13 protein-coding genes and 1 pseudogene are annotated in these 15302 nt (G+C 63.8%); 8 read left to right on the forward strand and 6 right to left on the reverse strand.

All coding sequences use genetic code 11. From position 1 onward, the window contains the following. Window positions 1-41 precede the first annotated feature (41 nt). Complete coding sequence (locus BME24068_RS16015; RefSeq protein ID WP_174926626.1) at window positions 42-1640, reverse strand: GMC family oxidoreductase; 1599 nt, start codon at window positions 1638-1640, stop codon at window positions 42-44. A gap of 288 nt (window positions 1641-1928) precedes the next feature. Here BME24068_RS16015 and BME24068_RS16020 point away from each other — a divergent pair, with 288 nt between their 5' ends. Genes BME24068_RS16020 through BME24068_RS16030 form a run of 3 tightly spaced genes read left to right on the forward strand, consistent with a single transcriptional unit; the run spans window position 1929 to window position 5693 of the window. Beyond that, complete coding sequence (locus BME24068_RS16020) at window positions 1929-3182, forward strand: substrate-binding domain-containing protein (RefSeq protein WP_174926627.1); 1254 nt, start codon at window positions 1929-1931, stop codon at window positions 3180-3182. A 13-nt stretch (window positions 3183-3195) separates the two neighbouring features. Continuing rightward, window positions 3196-4689 (forward strand): sugar ABC transporter ATP-binding protein, encoded by a 1494-nt coding sequence (locus BME24068_RS16025; protein ID WP_174926628.1) that lies wholly within the window; start codon window positions 3196-3198, stop codon window positions 4687-4689. A 14-nt stretch (window positions 4690-4703) separates the two neighbouring features. Continuing rightward, entirely contained in the window at window positions 4704-5693 is a 990-nt protein-coding gene (locus BME24068_RS16030; protein WP_174926629.1) for an ABC transporter permease, read from the forward strand. 44 nt (window positions 5694-5737) lie between these two features. On the opposite strand, the gene gabD is transcribed toward BME24068_RS16030, so the two are convergent. The 3 genes from gabD to BME24068_RS16045 form a co-directional block, all read right to left on the reverse strand. Continuing rightward, complete coding sequence (gene gabD / locus BME24068_RS16035; protein ID WP_174926630.1) at window positions 5738-7258, reverse strand: NADP-dependent succinate-semialdehyde dehydrogenase; 1521 nt, start codon at window positions 7256-7258, stop codon at window positions 5738-5740. Window positions 7259-7334: 76 nt separating this feature from the next. Further along, window positions 7335-8321: a transketolase family protein gene (locus BME24068_RS16040; RefSeq protein ID WP_174926631.1), complete on the reverse strand. Its 987-nt coding sequence runs from the start codon at window positions 8319-8321 to the stop codon at window positions 7335-7337. Between the two features lie 3 nt (window positions 8322-8324). Further along, the gene (locus BME24068_RS16045) at window positions 8325-9140 is read right to left on the reverse strand and encodes a transketolase (protein ID WP_420887522.1); all 816 of its coding nucleotides are present in this window, start codon (window positions 9138-9140) and stop codon (window positions 8325-8327) included. Window positions 9141-9414: 274 nt separating this feature from the next. On the opposite strand from BME24068_RS16045, the gene BME24068_RS16050 reads away from it, so the two are divergent. Beyond that, complete coding sequence (locus BME24068_RS16050) at window positions 9415-10239, forward strand: shikimate dehydrogenase family protein (protein WP_174926632.1); 825 nt, start codon at window positions 9415-9417, stop codon at window positions 10237-10239. Window positions 10240-10344: 105 nt separating this feature from the next. Then, window positions 10345-11025, forward strand: coding sequence for a GntR family transcriptional regulator (locus tag BME24068_RS16055; protein ID WP_174926633.1), 681 nt, complete (start codon window positions 10345-10347; stop codon window positions 11023-11025). Between the two features lie 51 nt (window positions 11026-11076). On the opposite strand, the gene BME24068_RS16060 is transcribed toward BME24068_RS16055, so the two are convergent. Further along, complete coding sequence (locus BME24068_RS16060; protein ID WP_174926634.1) at window positions 11077-11775, reverse strand: SDR family NAD(P)-dependent oxidoreductase; 699 nt, start codon at window positions 11773-11775, stop codon at window positions 11077-11079. Window positions 11776-11848: 73 nt separating this feature from the next. Here BME24068_RS16060 and BME24068_RS16065 point away from each other — a divergent pair, with 73 nt between their 5' ends. The 3 genes from BME24068_RS16065 to BME24068_RS16075 all read left to right on the forward strand — a co-directional run bounded on the left by BME24068_RS16065 (window position 11849) and on the right by BME24068_RS16075 (window position 14804). Beyond that, window positions 11849-13087 carry a glycerol dehydrogenase gene (locus BME24068_RS16065; RefSeq protein ID WP_239007689.1) on the forward strand — a complete coding sequence of 413 codons (1239 nt, stop codon included), beginning with the start codon at window positions 11849-11851 and terminating at the stop codon, window positions 13085-13087. Window positions 13088-13127: 40 nt separating this feature from the next. After that, window positions 13128-14417 (forward strand): MFS transporter, encoded by a 1290-nt coding sequence (locus BME24068_RS16070; RefSeq protein ID WP_174926635.1) that lies wholly within the window; start codon window positions 13128-13130, stop codon window positions 14415-14417. Window positions 14418-14483: 66 nt separating this feature from the next. Next, entirely contained in the window at window positions 14484-14804 is a 321-nt protein-coding gene (locus BME24068_RS16075) for a hypothetical protein (RefSeq protein ID WP_239007688.1), read from the forward strand. 165 nt (window positions 14805-14969) lie between these two features. Here BME24068_RS16075 and BME24068_RS35025 read toward each other — a convergent pair. Then, window positions 14970-15207: pseudogene (locus BME24068_RS35025) on the reverse strand (cupin domain-containing protein); the annotation flags it as partial. Window positions 15208-15302: the final 95 nt, after the last annotated feature.

The raw sequence follows: 15302 nt of genomic DNA on the forward strand, positions 1-15302 counted from the left end.
TTACCTCGTTCGTGCGCCGGACGCAACCAGCGCGGTCGGATTCAGACGGCGGCGACGGCCAGCGACTGCTTGCCCAGAATCGTATCGGCCGCCTTCTCGCCGATCATGATCGACGCCGCATTAGTATTGCCCGAAATCAGATTGGGCATGATCGACGCATCGACCACGCGCAACCCGGCCACGCCGCGCACGCGCAGCGCCGGATCGACCACGGCCGCACCATCGACGCCCATCTTGCACGTGCCCACCGGGTGATACACGGTCTTCGAGCGACGACGAATGTAGTCCAGCAGGTCGTCGTCGCTGTGCACGGACAGCCCGGGCAGCGCCTCTTCGCCCGTGTACTGCCGCAACGCATCCTGCGCGAGAATCTCGCGCGCGGCCTTGAGCCCCTTCACGGCGAGCCGGCAATCTTCCGGATGCTGGAAATAGCGCGGATCGATCTCGAGCTTCGCATCGGGATCGGCGCTCCTCAGCCGAATCTCGCCGCGGCTCATCGGGCGCAGCACGCACGGATTGATGGTCGCGCCAGCCCGCTTGATCGTTTCCGCATCGAGATCGAGGAACACGATCGGCAGGAAATGCAGCTGGACGTTGGGGCGCGCTTGCGGCTCGTCGACATTGATGAACGCGCAGGCCTCCGCGACATTCGACGCGACCGGCCCCGAGCGAAACAGCAGATACTGCAGCCCGTTCTTTACCGTATTGAGCGGCGTGTCCTCGCCAAAATAGCCGTAGCGGCCCGTGCAATACGAAACGGCGGGAAACTCGGCGTGATCCTGCAAATTGGCGCCGACCCCGGGCAGATCCTGGATCACCGGAATGCCGTGCTGCTCGAGCTGCGCGGCCGGGCCGATGCCGGAGAGCATCAGAAGCCGCGGCGACTGGATCGAGCCACCCGACACGATCACTTCCTTGCAGCCACGCTCGACGACCTTGTGGCCGCCGTGCCGGTACTCCACGCCCACCGCGCGCGCGCCTTCAATGACGATGCGATCGACCTGCGCCCCGGTGACGATCTTCAGGCGGCCGCTTTGCTCGGCCTTGCGCAGATAGGCAACCGCTGCGCTGCAACGACGTCTCTCGCGTGTCGTGATCTGGTTGAAGCCGACACCGTTCTGCCGTGCGCCGTTGAAATCCGGCGAATACGGGATGCCAGCTTCCTGTCCCGCACGCACGAAGGCCGTCGTCAATTCGCTGCGCTGCACGAGGTCCTCGACCGACAGCGGGCCGCCGGCGCCGTGGTACGCATCATGAAACCGCTCGTTGTGTTCCGCCCGCCTGAAGTACGGCAGTACGTCGCGATACGACCAGCCGTCGCAGCCGTCACGCTGCCACTCGTCGTAGTCCTCGCGCTGACCGCGTATGTAGATGAGTGCATTGACCGAACTGCCGCCGCCGAGCGTGCGCCCCTGCGGAACGACGCGCGGACGCGAATCCATGCCGACCTGCGGCACCGTTTCATAGTGGTACAGCAAATCGGTCGGCAACAACCGGGTAAAGCCCGCGGGAATATGAATCAACGGGTGCTTGTCGCGCGGCCCCGCCTCCAACAGCAGCACGGATGCGCCCGCGTCGATCAGGCGTCCGGTCAGTGCGCTGCCCGCCGAGCCGCCGCCCACCACAATATAGTCAAACATGCTGTGTCTCCATCCAATCGTTGTACCGGAGGTCATGCGCGGCACCCGGTGCACGGGCAGCGCTCGCTCCTCCGTTGCGCCCGATGGATCATATATGATGCATCAGAATCACGCAACAGCGATATTCTCGAACGGCGCGAATCCGCGCGGCCCCATGCCATTCTGATGCCCTGCTCAGGGCAAACCCCCACTAGAAGAGGCTCAAGCAGAATATATGATGCATCCGTTATGCGCTGACGCGCGTTTCACAGCCACTTCAACCGATCCTTCATTCATCGACGAGACAATATGAAAACACTGACGGTTAGTTTGTTTGCCAGCGCCGCGCTGGCGGCCGCCCTGACACCGACCCAGGGCGCCCTGGCGAAGGACAAGATCTATACGCTCATGCCCAATACGGCGCTCGCGGGCGTAGTCGACCCCGGCATGCCCGATCGCACGTCGATCCGCAAAGCGTGGCCGAAGAAGCCCGCCGACCCGGCCCATCCGAAAATCGGCTGGACCGAAATCACGCTCGGCAACCCGTGGTTCGTCGAGTTGGTGAACGGCGCGAAACGCACCGCCGCGAAATACGGAATGACGATCGACGTCCAGGTGGCCGATGGCGACCTGCAGCGTCAGTGCTCGCAGATCGACAACTTCGTCACGCGCAAGATGGATCTGATCGTCGTCGATCCGACCGACACGCTCGGCGTCTCGCAGTGCATCAACCGCGCCGTGGACGCGGGCATTCCCGTCGTCACGGTCGGCACCATTCCCGACGCCAGTGCGCGCGTGCTGACGACCATTCAGGCGAATGCATACGGCAACGGCTTCGAGGCCGGCCGCTATGTGGCACGGACGATGGGGCCCGACAAGCCGATCGTCGCAGCGGCGCTGCTTGGCGTGGTCGGCAATTCGACATCCGAATCACGTGTCAACGGGATGATTTCCGGCATCGTGTACGAGCGTGCGCAGCAGCTGAAGCTCGGGATGAAGCGGAGCGACGCGATGCTGCGCGGCTTCACGCTGTTCCAGGCGCTCAAGAGCAGCGGCAAATTCGACGCGTCCGATCTCAAGTTCCAGGTGTTGGCGATGGGTGTCGGCAAGTGGACGGAGGAAGGCGGCCTCGCCGCGACGGAAGACATCCTGTCGGCGCACGGCGACAAGATGAACCTGATCCTCGCCGAAAACGACTTCATGGCACTCGGCGCGCTGCGGGCCGTGAATGGTATCGGCAAGCAAGGCCAGATCCAGATCGCCGCCGCCGCGGACGGCTTCCGGGTGGCGCTGAACCAGGTTAAGAAAGGCAACCTGCTCGTGACCGGCAAGAACTCCGGCGAAGAGAACGGTGTGGCCGCCATTGAATTCGTCAACAACATCTTCCGCAAGGGGCTCGATGCGAACAACCTGCCGATGGGATCGACCTTTCCGGCGGCAATCATCACACGTGACAACGTCGATCAGCTAATCGATCCGAATAAGAGCAATCTGTTCTTCCGCTACACGGTGCCGCCGGTCCGTTCGATTCCGCAGGTACGCGCCGAAGCCGGCGCGTCGTGACGGGGACCATGCCATGGCGAACAACACCCTAACGATGCGCGGCATCACCAAGCGCTTTGGCGGCGTCCACGCGCTGCGCGGCGTGAGCCTGACCGCGCAGGGCGGCGAGGTTCACGCGCTGATGGGCGAGAACGGCGCGGGCAAGTCCACGCTGATGAAGGTGCTCGGCGGCGCGTACTCGCCCGACGACGGAGATATCTCGCTCGACGGCGAGCGCCTCGTGCTGGATTCGCCGCATGCCGCCCGCGAACACGGCATTTCGGTGATCCACCAGGAATTCTCGCTCGCGAAGCATCTGAGCGTGGCGGAAAACATCTTCCTGAGCGACCTTGGAGAAGGCTCGCCGGTCATCAACTGGCGGCGGCTGCGCGAACGCGCGAAACGACAGCTCGACACGCTCGGCTTCGGCGAACTCGATGTGAGCCGCCCGGTCGCCGAGCTGTCGGTCGCCGAGCAGCAGATCGTCGAAATCTGCAAGGCACTGTCGCACGCGTCGCGCGTACTCGTATTCGACGAGCCCACCGCCGTGCTGACCGCGCGCGAAACGCAGCGCCTCTTCGAACTGATCAGGCAACTGCGTGCGACGGGAGTATGCATCATCTACATCTCCCATCGCCTCGAGGAAATCTTCGCGCTGTGCGACGCCGCGACCGTGCTGAAGGACGGCGGCTACGTCACGACGGTGCGCATCGACGAAATCGACGAAGCCCGTCTCGTGCAGCTCATGGTCGGACGCAAGCTGGACGAACTCTTTCCGCCCCGCCATGCCAGCATCGGAGAGCCGGTATTGCGCGTCGACGGCCTGAACGTGGGGGCGCGCGTGAAGGACGTGTCGTTCGAAGTGCGGGCGGGCGAAGTGCTGGGCTTCAGCGGGCTCGTGGGCTCGGGTCGCACCGAAACCATGCGGGCGATCTTCGGCGCGGACCGTCGCGACTCGGGAGAGATCCGGGTCGACGGCCGCCCGCTCTCGAGTCGGTCGCCGCGCCAGGGCGCGCGCGGCGGCATCGGCATGCTGCCGGAAGACCGCAAGCAGCAGGGCGTGCTGCTCGACCTGTCGATTCGCGTCAACGCGATGATGACGTCGCGCAATGCATGCGCGCGCGGCGGCTGGCTGCTCAGCCGGCGACGCGAGGCCGCGCGCGCGGACGAGCTCATCAAGACGTTGCGCGTGAAGATGAACGACATGGAGGATCCCGTTGGCGGCCTCTCGGGCGGCAACCAGCAAAAGGTCGCGCTCATGAAATGGGTGAACGCCGGCTGCCGCGTGCTGATTCTCGACGAGCCGACGCGCGGCGTCGACGTGGGCGCGAAGATCGAGATCTACCAGATCATCAACCAGTTGGCGACGCAGGGCGTCGCCGTGATCGTCGTGTCGTCGGACATGCCGGAAATCATCGGACTGTGCGACCGCGTGCTGGTCATGCGCATGGGCGCCATCGCCGGCGAGGTCAGCGGCGCCGACATTACCGAGCACGCCTTGATAGCACTTTCGATGGGAGTTAAATAAAGATGGAATCGACCATGCAGAACCCTCCGCAACGCTTGCCGATCATGAAAGGCGTGCTGCAATACAACGCGCTCATCATGCTCGTCGTGCTGTTCGTCATTTCAAGCCTGATGTCGGGTGCGTTCCTGAGCCAGGGCAATCTCTTCAACCTGCTGCGGCAGCTCACGCCGATGCTGCTGGTCAGCATCGGCATGCTGCTTGTCATCAATACCGGCGGCATCGACCTGTCGGTCGGCTCCGTCGCGGCGGCCGGCGGGCTGCTCGTGCCGATGGTCCTTCCGCTGATGCCGTCCGACGGCGCGCTCGGCCTGCTGCTCGCGGTCGCGTGCGCGCTGCTGCTTGGCGCGCTGTTCGGCGCCGTCAACGGCATGCTCGTGACGCTGTTCGGCCTCGCGCCGTTCATCGTGACGCTCGCGCTGATGACGGTCGCGCGCGGCGTCACCTTCATGATGTCGAACGGGCAACCGGTACAACTCCCCGATGAAATGGCGGCATCGGATCTGCTCAACACGTTCGGCAGCGGGGGCATGGGAGCATTGCATCTCCCGTGGCCGGTCCTGCTCGGCATCGTACTCATCGCCGTGTTCTGGTTCACGATGACGCGCACGACGTTCGGCCGCATGGTGATCGCGACGGGCAGCAACGAAACGGCCGTGCGGCTGGCAGGCATTTCCACGTGGCGCTACAAGTTCCTCGTGTACGTCATCTGCGGCGCACTCAGCGCGCTCGCCGGCATCGTCTTCACCGCGCGCACGGGCGTCGGCGTGCCGATCACCGGTGTCGGGCTCGAGCTCGACGCGATCGCGGCCTGCGTCATCGGCGGCGCGCTGCTGTCGGGGGGCAAGGGCACCGTGATCAACACCGTGATCGGCGTGCTGGTCCTCGGACTGATCGGCAACGTCATGAATCTGTTGTCGGTACCGGTTTATCCCCAGCAGATCATCAAGGGAGCGATCATCATCTTCGCCGTGCTGCTGCAGCGGATCGGGCAGCGTCGCGCATAAGCGGCAAAAAGAAAGGCCGCGATGCTGTTCGCGGCCTTTCTTCATCAGTCCCGCGCCGGAGCCGGCGCAACGGGATTACGGCACGTCATCACGCCGCCGATGCACAGGTATTTGATCTCGAGATAGTCGTCGATGCCGTAACGCGATCCTTCCCGGCCGAGCCCGCTTTCCTTCACACCACCGAACGGCGCCACCTCCGTCGAGATCAACCCTTCGTTGATGCCGACGATCCCATATTCCAGCGCTTCCGCAACGCGCCAGATCCGCCCGATGTCGCGACCGTAGAAATAGGAAGCAAGCCCGAACGGCGTATCGTTCGCGAGCGCGATCGCCTGTGCCTCGTCCGCGAAGCGAAACACCGGTGCGACCGGCCCGAAGGTCTCTTCGTCGAAGATGCGCATGTCTCGCGTCGCGTTCGCGAGAATGGTCGGTTGATAGAAGTGCGGACCGAGCGGATCGCGTGCGCCGCCAACGATCACGCTCGCGCCCTTGGCCCGGGCGTCCGCGACGTGCGCGTCGACCTTGGCCACCGCGTTTGCATCGATCAGCGGACCGATAGTCACGCCGTCGTCGAGGCCGTTGCCCAGTTTCAGCCCGCGCACCGCATCGGCCAGCTTCTCGACAAACGCGTCGTAAATGCCGTCCTGCACGAGCAACCGATTCGCACACACGCACGTTTGCCCGGCATTGCGATATTTCGATGCAATCGCCCCCGCCACCGCCTGGTCGAGATCCGCATCGTCGAACACGATAAACGGCGCATTGCCGCCCAGTTCCATCGACGTGCGTTTGACCGTCGCCGCGCACTGCGCCAGCAGTGTCTTGCCGATTTCGGTCGAACCGGTGAAGGACAGCTTGCGGACCAGCGGATTGGCGGTCAGCTCGCCGCCGATCTGCGCCGCATTGCCCGTGACGCAGGCCACCACGCCGGCAGGAATGCCCGCGCGCTCGGCCAGCACGCATAGCGCGAGCGCGGAAAACGGCGTCTGACTGGCGGGTTTGAGCACCATCGTGCATCCTGCGGCAAGCGCGGGACCGAGCTTGCGCGTGAGCATCGCCGCCGGGAAATTCCAGGGCGTGATCGCGGCGCACACGCCGATCGGCTGCTTCAGTACGACGATGCGCTTGTCCGGCCCGTGGCCGGGGATCGTATCACCGTAGACGCGCTTCGCCTCTTCCGCGAACCATTCGATGAAGGACGCCGCATAGAGCATTTCACCGCGGCTTTCCTGCAGCGGCTTGCCCTGCTCGAGCGTCATGATGACGGCGAGATCCTCGCGGTGCTCGAGGATCAGTTCGTACCACCGGCGCAGCAACGCCGCGCGGTCCTTGCCGGTTCTGGCCCGCCAGGGCAGCAATGCGCGGGCAGCGGCCTCGATCGCGCGGCGGGTCTCGGGCGCGCCCATGCGCGGCACGCTGCCCAGCGATTCCCCGGTGGCGGGGTTGGTCACTTCGATGTGTGCGCCGTCGTCGGCACCGCACCATTGCCCATCGATCGTGCCGGCATGCCGCACGAGCGACGGGTCGCGGAGCTGGACGCGTTGCCAGCCATCGGTATGTTGCATCATGTTTCCTTGTGCGAACGGCGCCGTGACCAGCGGAGCCCCGGCGGCGCCCGATTCAAAAATGAAGGTTCGGGTGTCAGCTCACCATCGCGAGCGCTTCGCGCGTGACCTGCGCGATGCCCGCGCCGTCGAGCCGATAGTGCGCATACAGGTGCGTCGGCGGTGCGATCAGGCTGTACTCGTCGTGAATGCCATGGCGCAGCACCCGCACGCCGAGACCTTCGTCGGCCACCACTTCGGCCACTGCCGCGCCCAACCCGCCGATCACGTTGTGCTCCTCCACCGTGATCAGGATCCTGGAGCGGCGCGCCGCCGCGATGATCGCGTCGCGATCGAGCGGCTTGATGGTCGGCATGTCGATCACCCCAATCGACCGGCCTTCGCCATTCAGCGCGCGTGCGGCTTCGAGCGCACCGGCGACGGGCAGGCCGCATCCGATGATCGTCGCGTCCGTGCCCTGCAGGTGCTCGATCGCCTTGCCGATCTCGAACACGACACCGTCTTCATAGACCTTCGGTTCGCGCCCGCGTCCGATACGGAAGTAAATCGGCTCGGGCCAGTCGGCCGACGCCTTGATCGCCGCAGCGAGTTGCGCACCGTCAGCCGGCGAAATCACCGTCAGGTTCGCGATGGCACGCATCGTCGAGATATCTTCAGTCGCGTGATGCGAGGTGCCGTAAAAGCCGAGCGAAATGCCCGTGTGGTGGCCGATCAGCCGGACCGGCAGCTTGCAGTACGCGACGTCCATGCGGATCTGCTCGCAACAGAGCAGGCCGAGGAACGACGCGAAGGTCGCGACGAACGGCATGACGCCGGTCGTTGCCATGCCCGCGGCGGCGGAGACCATGTTCTGCTCCGAAATGCCGAATTGCACGTAGCGCTCCGGAAATTCGCGGGCGAACTTGTTCAGTCCGTTCGAATATTGCAGATCCGCCGATCCCGCGATGACGGGATGCCCCGCTCGGGCGAGATCGATCAGCGCGTCGGACAGGTAATCGAGGCCGGGATTGCGCGCGTTCAGTTCGCGATATTGCCAGGAATCAGGATTCTGGGGAGTCGACATGGGTCAGATAACCTTGCTTTTGATTTCGTCAATGGCGCGTTGCGCGTCGTCCTGGGTGAGATACCCGAGGTGCCAGCCCGGCTCCGTTTCCATGTACGACACGCCCTTGCCCTTGATCGTGCGCGCGACGATACAGACCGGCTTGTCGCGCCGGGTGTCGGCCTTTACCCGGCGCAGGAGCGGCACCAGCGCGTTCAGGTCGTGCCCGTCGACTTCGTGCGTTTCCCAGCCGAACGCGCGCCATTTCTCGGCAAGCGACTCGATGCCGATAACGTCGTCGACCTTGCCGTCGAGCTGATAGCCGTTGCGATCGACGATGGCGATCAGGTTCGACAACCGGTGATGCGCCGCGAACAACGCAGCTTCCCACACCTGCCCCTCCTGCATCTCGCCGTCACCGAGCATCGTGAAAACCTTGTACTGCTTGCCGGCCAGTTGCGAGGCCTTCGCCATGCCGGCGCCGTTCGACAGCGCATGACCGATCGAGCCCGAACTGAAATCAATGCCGGGAACCTTGGTCATGTCGGGGTGATCGCCCAGCGGATTGCCAAGGCGGGTATAGCCGTCGAGTGTTTCGCGATCGATGTAGCCGTAGTCCGCGAGGATCGGGAACAGGCCCACGGCCGCGTGGCCCTTGCCCATCGTGAAACGATCCCGATCATCCCAGCGCGGTTCACCGTGGCGCACCGACATCACGTCGTAGTAGAGCGCCGCAAAGATCTCTGCCGCCGAGAATACGGACGTGTAATGCCCGGTCTTCGCGATCTCGATGAGGCGAATCGTTTCGAGCCGCACGAACTGCGCCCGGTCTCTGAGCAACGCGAGCTGCGACGGGGTCAACGTCTCGCGCTCCTCCTGTGTGGTCGTGGCCATATGTCTCCTGAAGGGAAGCAAAAAGTGAAGTCGAGGCATCCGGTCGTGCACGTCTTTCGGCACCACCTTGGATGCATGATATATGATGCATTATTGTGCGTCAAAACAAACGACTCGACTCAACTCGGCGATAGGGGAAATTCCCGAAACAAGGCTCCCCTGTCGTCGCCCATAAATGATATATGATGTATTTAATGTGTCACTCTCGAACTCACGGCCCATGAATCTCGAACCGCAAGCTGCCTCCATCGTCATCGACGGCAAGACCCAAGTGATCGTCCTGATGGCATGGCCATCGACTCATATCCGCACGCCAGGCTTCTTCAATGCGCTGTGCGCCGAGCGCGGCATCAACGCGGTCATGGTGCCGTGGGCCGTCAGGCCCGAGCATCTCGACGCGGCATGGCAGGGGCTGCGCCATATCGACAATCTCGCAGGAATCGTGCTCACCATTCCGCACAAGCAGAATGCCGCCCCGCTGTGCGACTCGCTCGAGGGCGATGCCGGGCTACTGCACGTCGTCAACGCCGTGCGGCGCAACGCGGACGGGACGTATACGGGGCGCGTCTACGACGGCTTCGGTCTCGTCGACGGAATGCTCCGGCGCGGCATCGAGCTCGCCGGCAAGCGCGTGCTGCTGCTCGGCGCAGGTGGGGCGGCAACGGCCATTGCGCTGTCGATCGCCCGCCACCGTGTCGCGCAACTGACGATCGCGAATCGCAGCGCCGACAAGGCCGACCGGCTCGCCACGCTCGTCGCGCACACCACGCCCGGCGCTCGGATCGACAGCGGGCCGGCCAAAGCGCGCGGCTACGACGTGATCATCAACGCGACATCGCTCGGCATGAAGCCGGATGATGCGCTGCCGGTCGATCTCGACGGCATGGGCGCAGATACGGTCGTCGCGGAGGTCGTCATGAATCCGGCGCAAACGTCGCTGCTGAATGAAGCCGCCGCGCGCGGCGCACGCATTCATCACGGCGAGCACATGGTCACCGCACAGCTCGAAAGTTTCGTGGAGTTTCTTCTGGAAGCACACCGATGACCCGGCCTCTTCCACATGCCGCCGCACCGCCCCAATCCCGGGCGGGAAACGGCAGCGACTGGAGTGATATATTATGTATCAGGCGCCCAACTTCCCCGTACTTCCATGAAATCCATTTCGCCCGTCGAGAAAGGCAATCTTTCTTCCCGAACCTACGAGCAGATTCGCGATGCCCTGATGAACGGCGAGTACGCGCCGGGCGATCGGCTGCGTATCGCGCATCTGGCCGAACAGCTGGGGATCAGCATTACGCCCGTGCGCGAAGCCATCTTCCGTCTCGTCAGCGAGCAAGCGCTCGAAATGACGGCGGCGACTTCGATCAAGGTTCCCGAACTGGAGCCAGGCACGGTCAGCGAAATCCAGTTGATGCGCCGGCTACTCGAAGGGGCTGCGGCCGAACATGCGGCGCAGCGTGTCACCAAGCAGGAAATCGAGGCGCTGTCCGCGACGCACGATGCGTTCATTGCCGCGGTGTCGGTCAGCCCGGCGCAAGCGGCCAGCATCAACCGCGAGTTTCATTTCAAGCTGATGGCGGCAGCCCAGATGCCGAGTCTCTACAACACCGTCGCCGGGCTCTGGGTCCGCATGGGACCGTTGCTCAACGTGTTCCATTCCCATTTGCCGGCACGGGCGATCTCGAATCGCAGCCACCCCCACTACCGCGTGCTTGCCGCCCTCAAGAAGAAGGACTCCGAGGCCGCGTCGCGCGCCATTCAGGAAGACATCGCGTGGGGCGAACGCGTGTTGACAGAATGGATGGCCCAAGGCACGAGGCAGTCTGCCTGACCGCTCGTGCCGGCATGCAGGCATCCGTCGGATGTCTGCACGCCGCAATACTCATGCAATGCCGTATCCGCCGTCGACCGGCAGGACGACGCCGGTAATGTAGCGCGCATCCACCGAGCACAAAAAGCGCACGGCTCCGGCAATATCCTGCGGCACTCCCCACCGCTTCATCGGCAAGCGCGCCATGATCGCCGCACTACGCTCCGGATTCTCCAGCGCGCCGGCCGACAGCCGCGTCCTGATCCAGCCAGGCGCCACCGCATTGACCCGCACTCCCTCCTCCGCCAGCGCAACCGCATAGGAGCGTGTCAGTCCCAGCACCCCCGCCTTGCTCGCTGCATAGGCCGGATTGTTTCGTGACCCGAAGTAACTCCACATCGACGCCACGTTGACGACGGCGCCAGCGCTGGACACAAGCTTTGCATGCGCCTCGGCCATCGTGATCTGGGAACCGCACAGATTGATGTCGACGACTTTCCTGAAGCCGTCAGGATCGAACTCCCGCCCTTCATGAAGAATGACGCCCGCGCAATTGACGAGACAGTCCACGCGGTCCAGCTCGCGGAACACGGCACGCACGCTTTCCACCGACGCCACGTCGGTCTTTCGAAACTCGATGCCGGCCGGCAGATCGTCATCGCGATCCATGCCCAGCGCAATCACCCTGCCCGCCGGCAGGAAAGTCTCCGCGATCGCGCGGCCAATGCCGGTGCCACCGCCTGTTACTACCACTGTCGAAGTTGTATTCATTTGCTTGTCACCGTGGGTTGAAAAAAGCCTCTCTTGCGACGGGACGTATATCGTTCGCCCATCATCAAGATATATGATACATCTTGATGATGATTGGAGATACACCTGTCAGCATCCAGTTCGAAAGGGATTACCCCGATATCTCATAACATCATGCATCATATATCTTGCATCATCCGAGTCGATCAAGCGGCTCCTCTTTTCCATCACTCCACCCCGAGGTTTCGCAATGACGGCACTCATTTTCGGTTCACCCGGTCGATACGTTCAGGGTAAAGGCGTACTCGGCAACATCGGTGAATGCATCCGGACATGCGCGCCGCAGGCCTTGATACTTTGCGATGCGTACATGTCCGCGCGCGTCGGCCCCGAGGTCAAGGCGTCGTGCGATGCGCACGGCGTTCAATGGTGCTGGCTCGAATTCAGCGGCGAGCTGACGGAAGACTGGGTGCGGGCCACGGCCGGCGATGCCGCCCGCGCGAACGCCGGCGTCATCGTCGCGATCGGCGGCGGCAAGGCGCTCGACGCCGGCAAGGCGCTCGCCGATCAAAGCGACTGCCGGCTGATCACGGTGCCGACCGCGGCATCGAACGATGCGCCCACCTCGAAGAACTACGTGCTTTACGACGATGCACACCAGATGGTCGCCGTCCGACACATGAAGAAAAATCCGGACTACGTCGTCGTCGATACGGCCGTGCTCGCACGCGCGCCGAAGCACTTCCTCGTGGCCGGGATCGGCGATGCGCTAACGAAATACTTCGAGGCCGAACAATGCATGCGAGCGCACGGCACGAACATGTTCGGCACGCCGCCCGCCTGGTCGGCCTATGTGCTCGCACGGGAATGCCATGCGCTGTTGCGAGAACATGCGGAAGCCGTGCTGGACACGCTCCCCGAGCCGAACGATGCGCGCTTCGAGCACCTCGTCGAAGCGACGCTCCTCATGAGCGGACTCGGCTTCGAAAGCGGCGGACTGTCCATTGCACATTCGATGACCCGCGGGCTTTCCAAGATACCGTTGCCGACATCCGCGCTGCACGGGCTACAGGTCGCCTATGCGCTGATGGTCCAGTTGCATCTCGAAGCCCGCCCTGCCGATTTTGTCGACGACCTGCTGGCCTTTTACCGGCGTATCGGCCTGCCCGCGACGCTGCGCGAGTTGGGGCTCGACGGCGACGTGTCGGTCCATTTCGCCACGATTGCCCGGCACACGCTAAGCGCACCGCACATGCGCAACTTCGAGCGACCGGTATCGGCCGACGACCTCATTCACGCGATGCAGGCCGTCGAGGCCGGTTTCAGTGCCTGATAGAGCACACGCCCACCTTCGTCATCGAGCAAGGAATTCTGTGAGTCACGTTACGAGCATCGGCAATGACGCCGCCATCCGCCCCGTATCCCGGCTGCGCTCTTTACTGTCAGCCGGCATCGGCAATCTGCTGGAGTGGTTCGACTGGACCATCTATACCGTCGCGTCGGTCTATATCGCGGCAGCACTCTTCGACAACACCGACCGCATGTCGTCGTTGCTCAATACGCTCGCGGTCTTTGCTGCGGGATTCTTCGCTCGGCCGCTCGGCGGCATCGTGTTCGGCGCAATCGCCAATCGGGCCGGACGACGCACCGTCCTGCTCGTTACGATGTCGCTCATGGCGACCGCCAGCCTGGCGATCGCGCTGATTCCGTCATACGCATCGATCGGCGGCTGGGCCTCCGCCGCGCTGCTCGTCGCGCGACTCGTGCAGGGCGCCGCGCATGGCGGAGAAACGACCGCTTCGTATGCGTACGTCGCCGAAATCGCGCCGCCGAAGCGGCGCGGACTGTGGTCGAGCGCGGTGTTCCTGTCGGTGGGTGCGGGTTCGCTGATCGCGACGTTCTACATGGCACTGCTGACCGCGCTGCTGTCGGTCGGGCAGATGCAGGCATGGGGCTGGCGCATCCCCTTTGCCAGCGGCGGCGTGCTGGCGATCTTCGCACTGTGGTTGCGGCGGAACATGGTGGAAAGCATCGAAGCCGTGAGCGAACCCGCCAGCACCCGCCCGTGGCCGCGCGCGAAACTGCTCGTGGAAGGGCTGAAGCTCTTCATCTACGAGGCCGGATCGACGCTCACCTACTACACGTGGGTCACGTCCGCCGCGATCTATGCGATCAGCGTGCGCCACATGGACGCGCACGCGGCCTTCATGATGAGCTGCATCGCACAGGTGATCTACATCGTTTCGCTGCCGCTGATCGGCATGCTGTCCGACCGCATCGGCCGCAAGGCGACGACGTTGATTTCACTGCTCGGCATCGCAGTCACGATTTTTCCGCTCTGGCACATGATCACCGCGTCACCGGTGACGCTGCTGGTCACGCAGACGGTTGGCCTACTGCTGGTCGCGTTCATCACGGGCAGCAAGCCCGCTGCGATCTCGGAGCAGGTGCCGACACGCTACCGGACCCGACTGTTCGGATTCTTCATCTCGCTCGCCGTCGCGTTCTTCGGCGGCACCGCGTCGTACTTCAATACCTGGCTCTATTCGATCGGCAAAGGCATCCTGTTCAACGTCTATCTGATCGTCGTGGCCATCATCGCGAGCGTGGCCGTGCTCACGTGGAAGGACAACAAGGGCAAGCCGCTGGATCAGATCACCTGATTCGAACGAAATCCGCATTTCGTCGATCGTGAACCAGCACATACGCGTACCGGAGGAGGCGACACGATGAACGCACGGAACGAAGCGCCGGACCACTGGCCGGCCCACGTCGACGGATTCGCACGGCGGCCGCAAACGGCGGCTGCCAATTCAGACGATTGCGCGAGCCGGCTGTTGCGGCTCGACTCCGACCTCGACCGGGAAATTCTGTCCGACGCGCTCGCCGCGCTGTTACGCGAGCGGATCTGCGCGCTGCACCTCGCGGAACGCGTCGCGCTCGCGACGAACCGTCCGCGCCCGGATCCGGGCGACTACGGTCTGACCGACATCCTTCGCCTGAGCCGCCAGCTCGAAAACGGCAGCGCGCGACATCGCGACGCGAGATGACGCAGTCCGGCGCGTCGATTCGCCGGCGAAGTTGCCCCCTCCTCCGACATCGGGCGCGATGCCGATGCGAGCCGGCCGTGCAAGCAACGGAACGAATCAAGGACGGCCCGCGCAGGGCAACTCACCTCACGAATCGGTCAACGTAGTTCACGCCGAGTCCGTCGCGCCGTTGATCTGAAAGTACGTGATCATCGCGTCGACGTCCGCCGACACATACAATGTGTGCGTCTCGCCGGGCAGTTCGAACACATAGCCGCCTTCGCGGGCACCCCGGCCGTGCTCGAGATAACGCCAGCGTCCCTTGACGACCGTCCTGTGCCCGGACTCAGGATGCCAGGCTTGCGTATGCGCAGCAGATTCATCCCCAGCCGTTCGACACGATCAAACACGGTCGCCTAATCCAGGCTGGTCATCCAGCGGATCCGGAAACCGATATGGCGTCATGGCACCGGTGCCGTCGAATCCGGCTTCACATGCGTCCTGCGTGCCGCGAAGCCA

Origin of the sequence: Burkholderia anthina (assembly GCF_902498995.1) — a bacterium.
GTDB classification, from domain to species: domain Bacteria; phylum Pseudomonadota; class Gammaproteobacteria; order Burkholderiales; family Burkholderiaceae; genus Burkholderia; species Burkholderia anthina.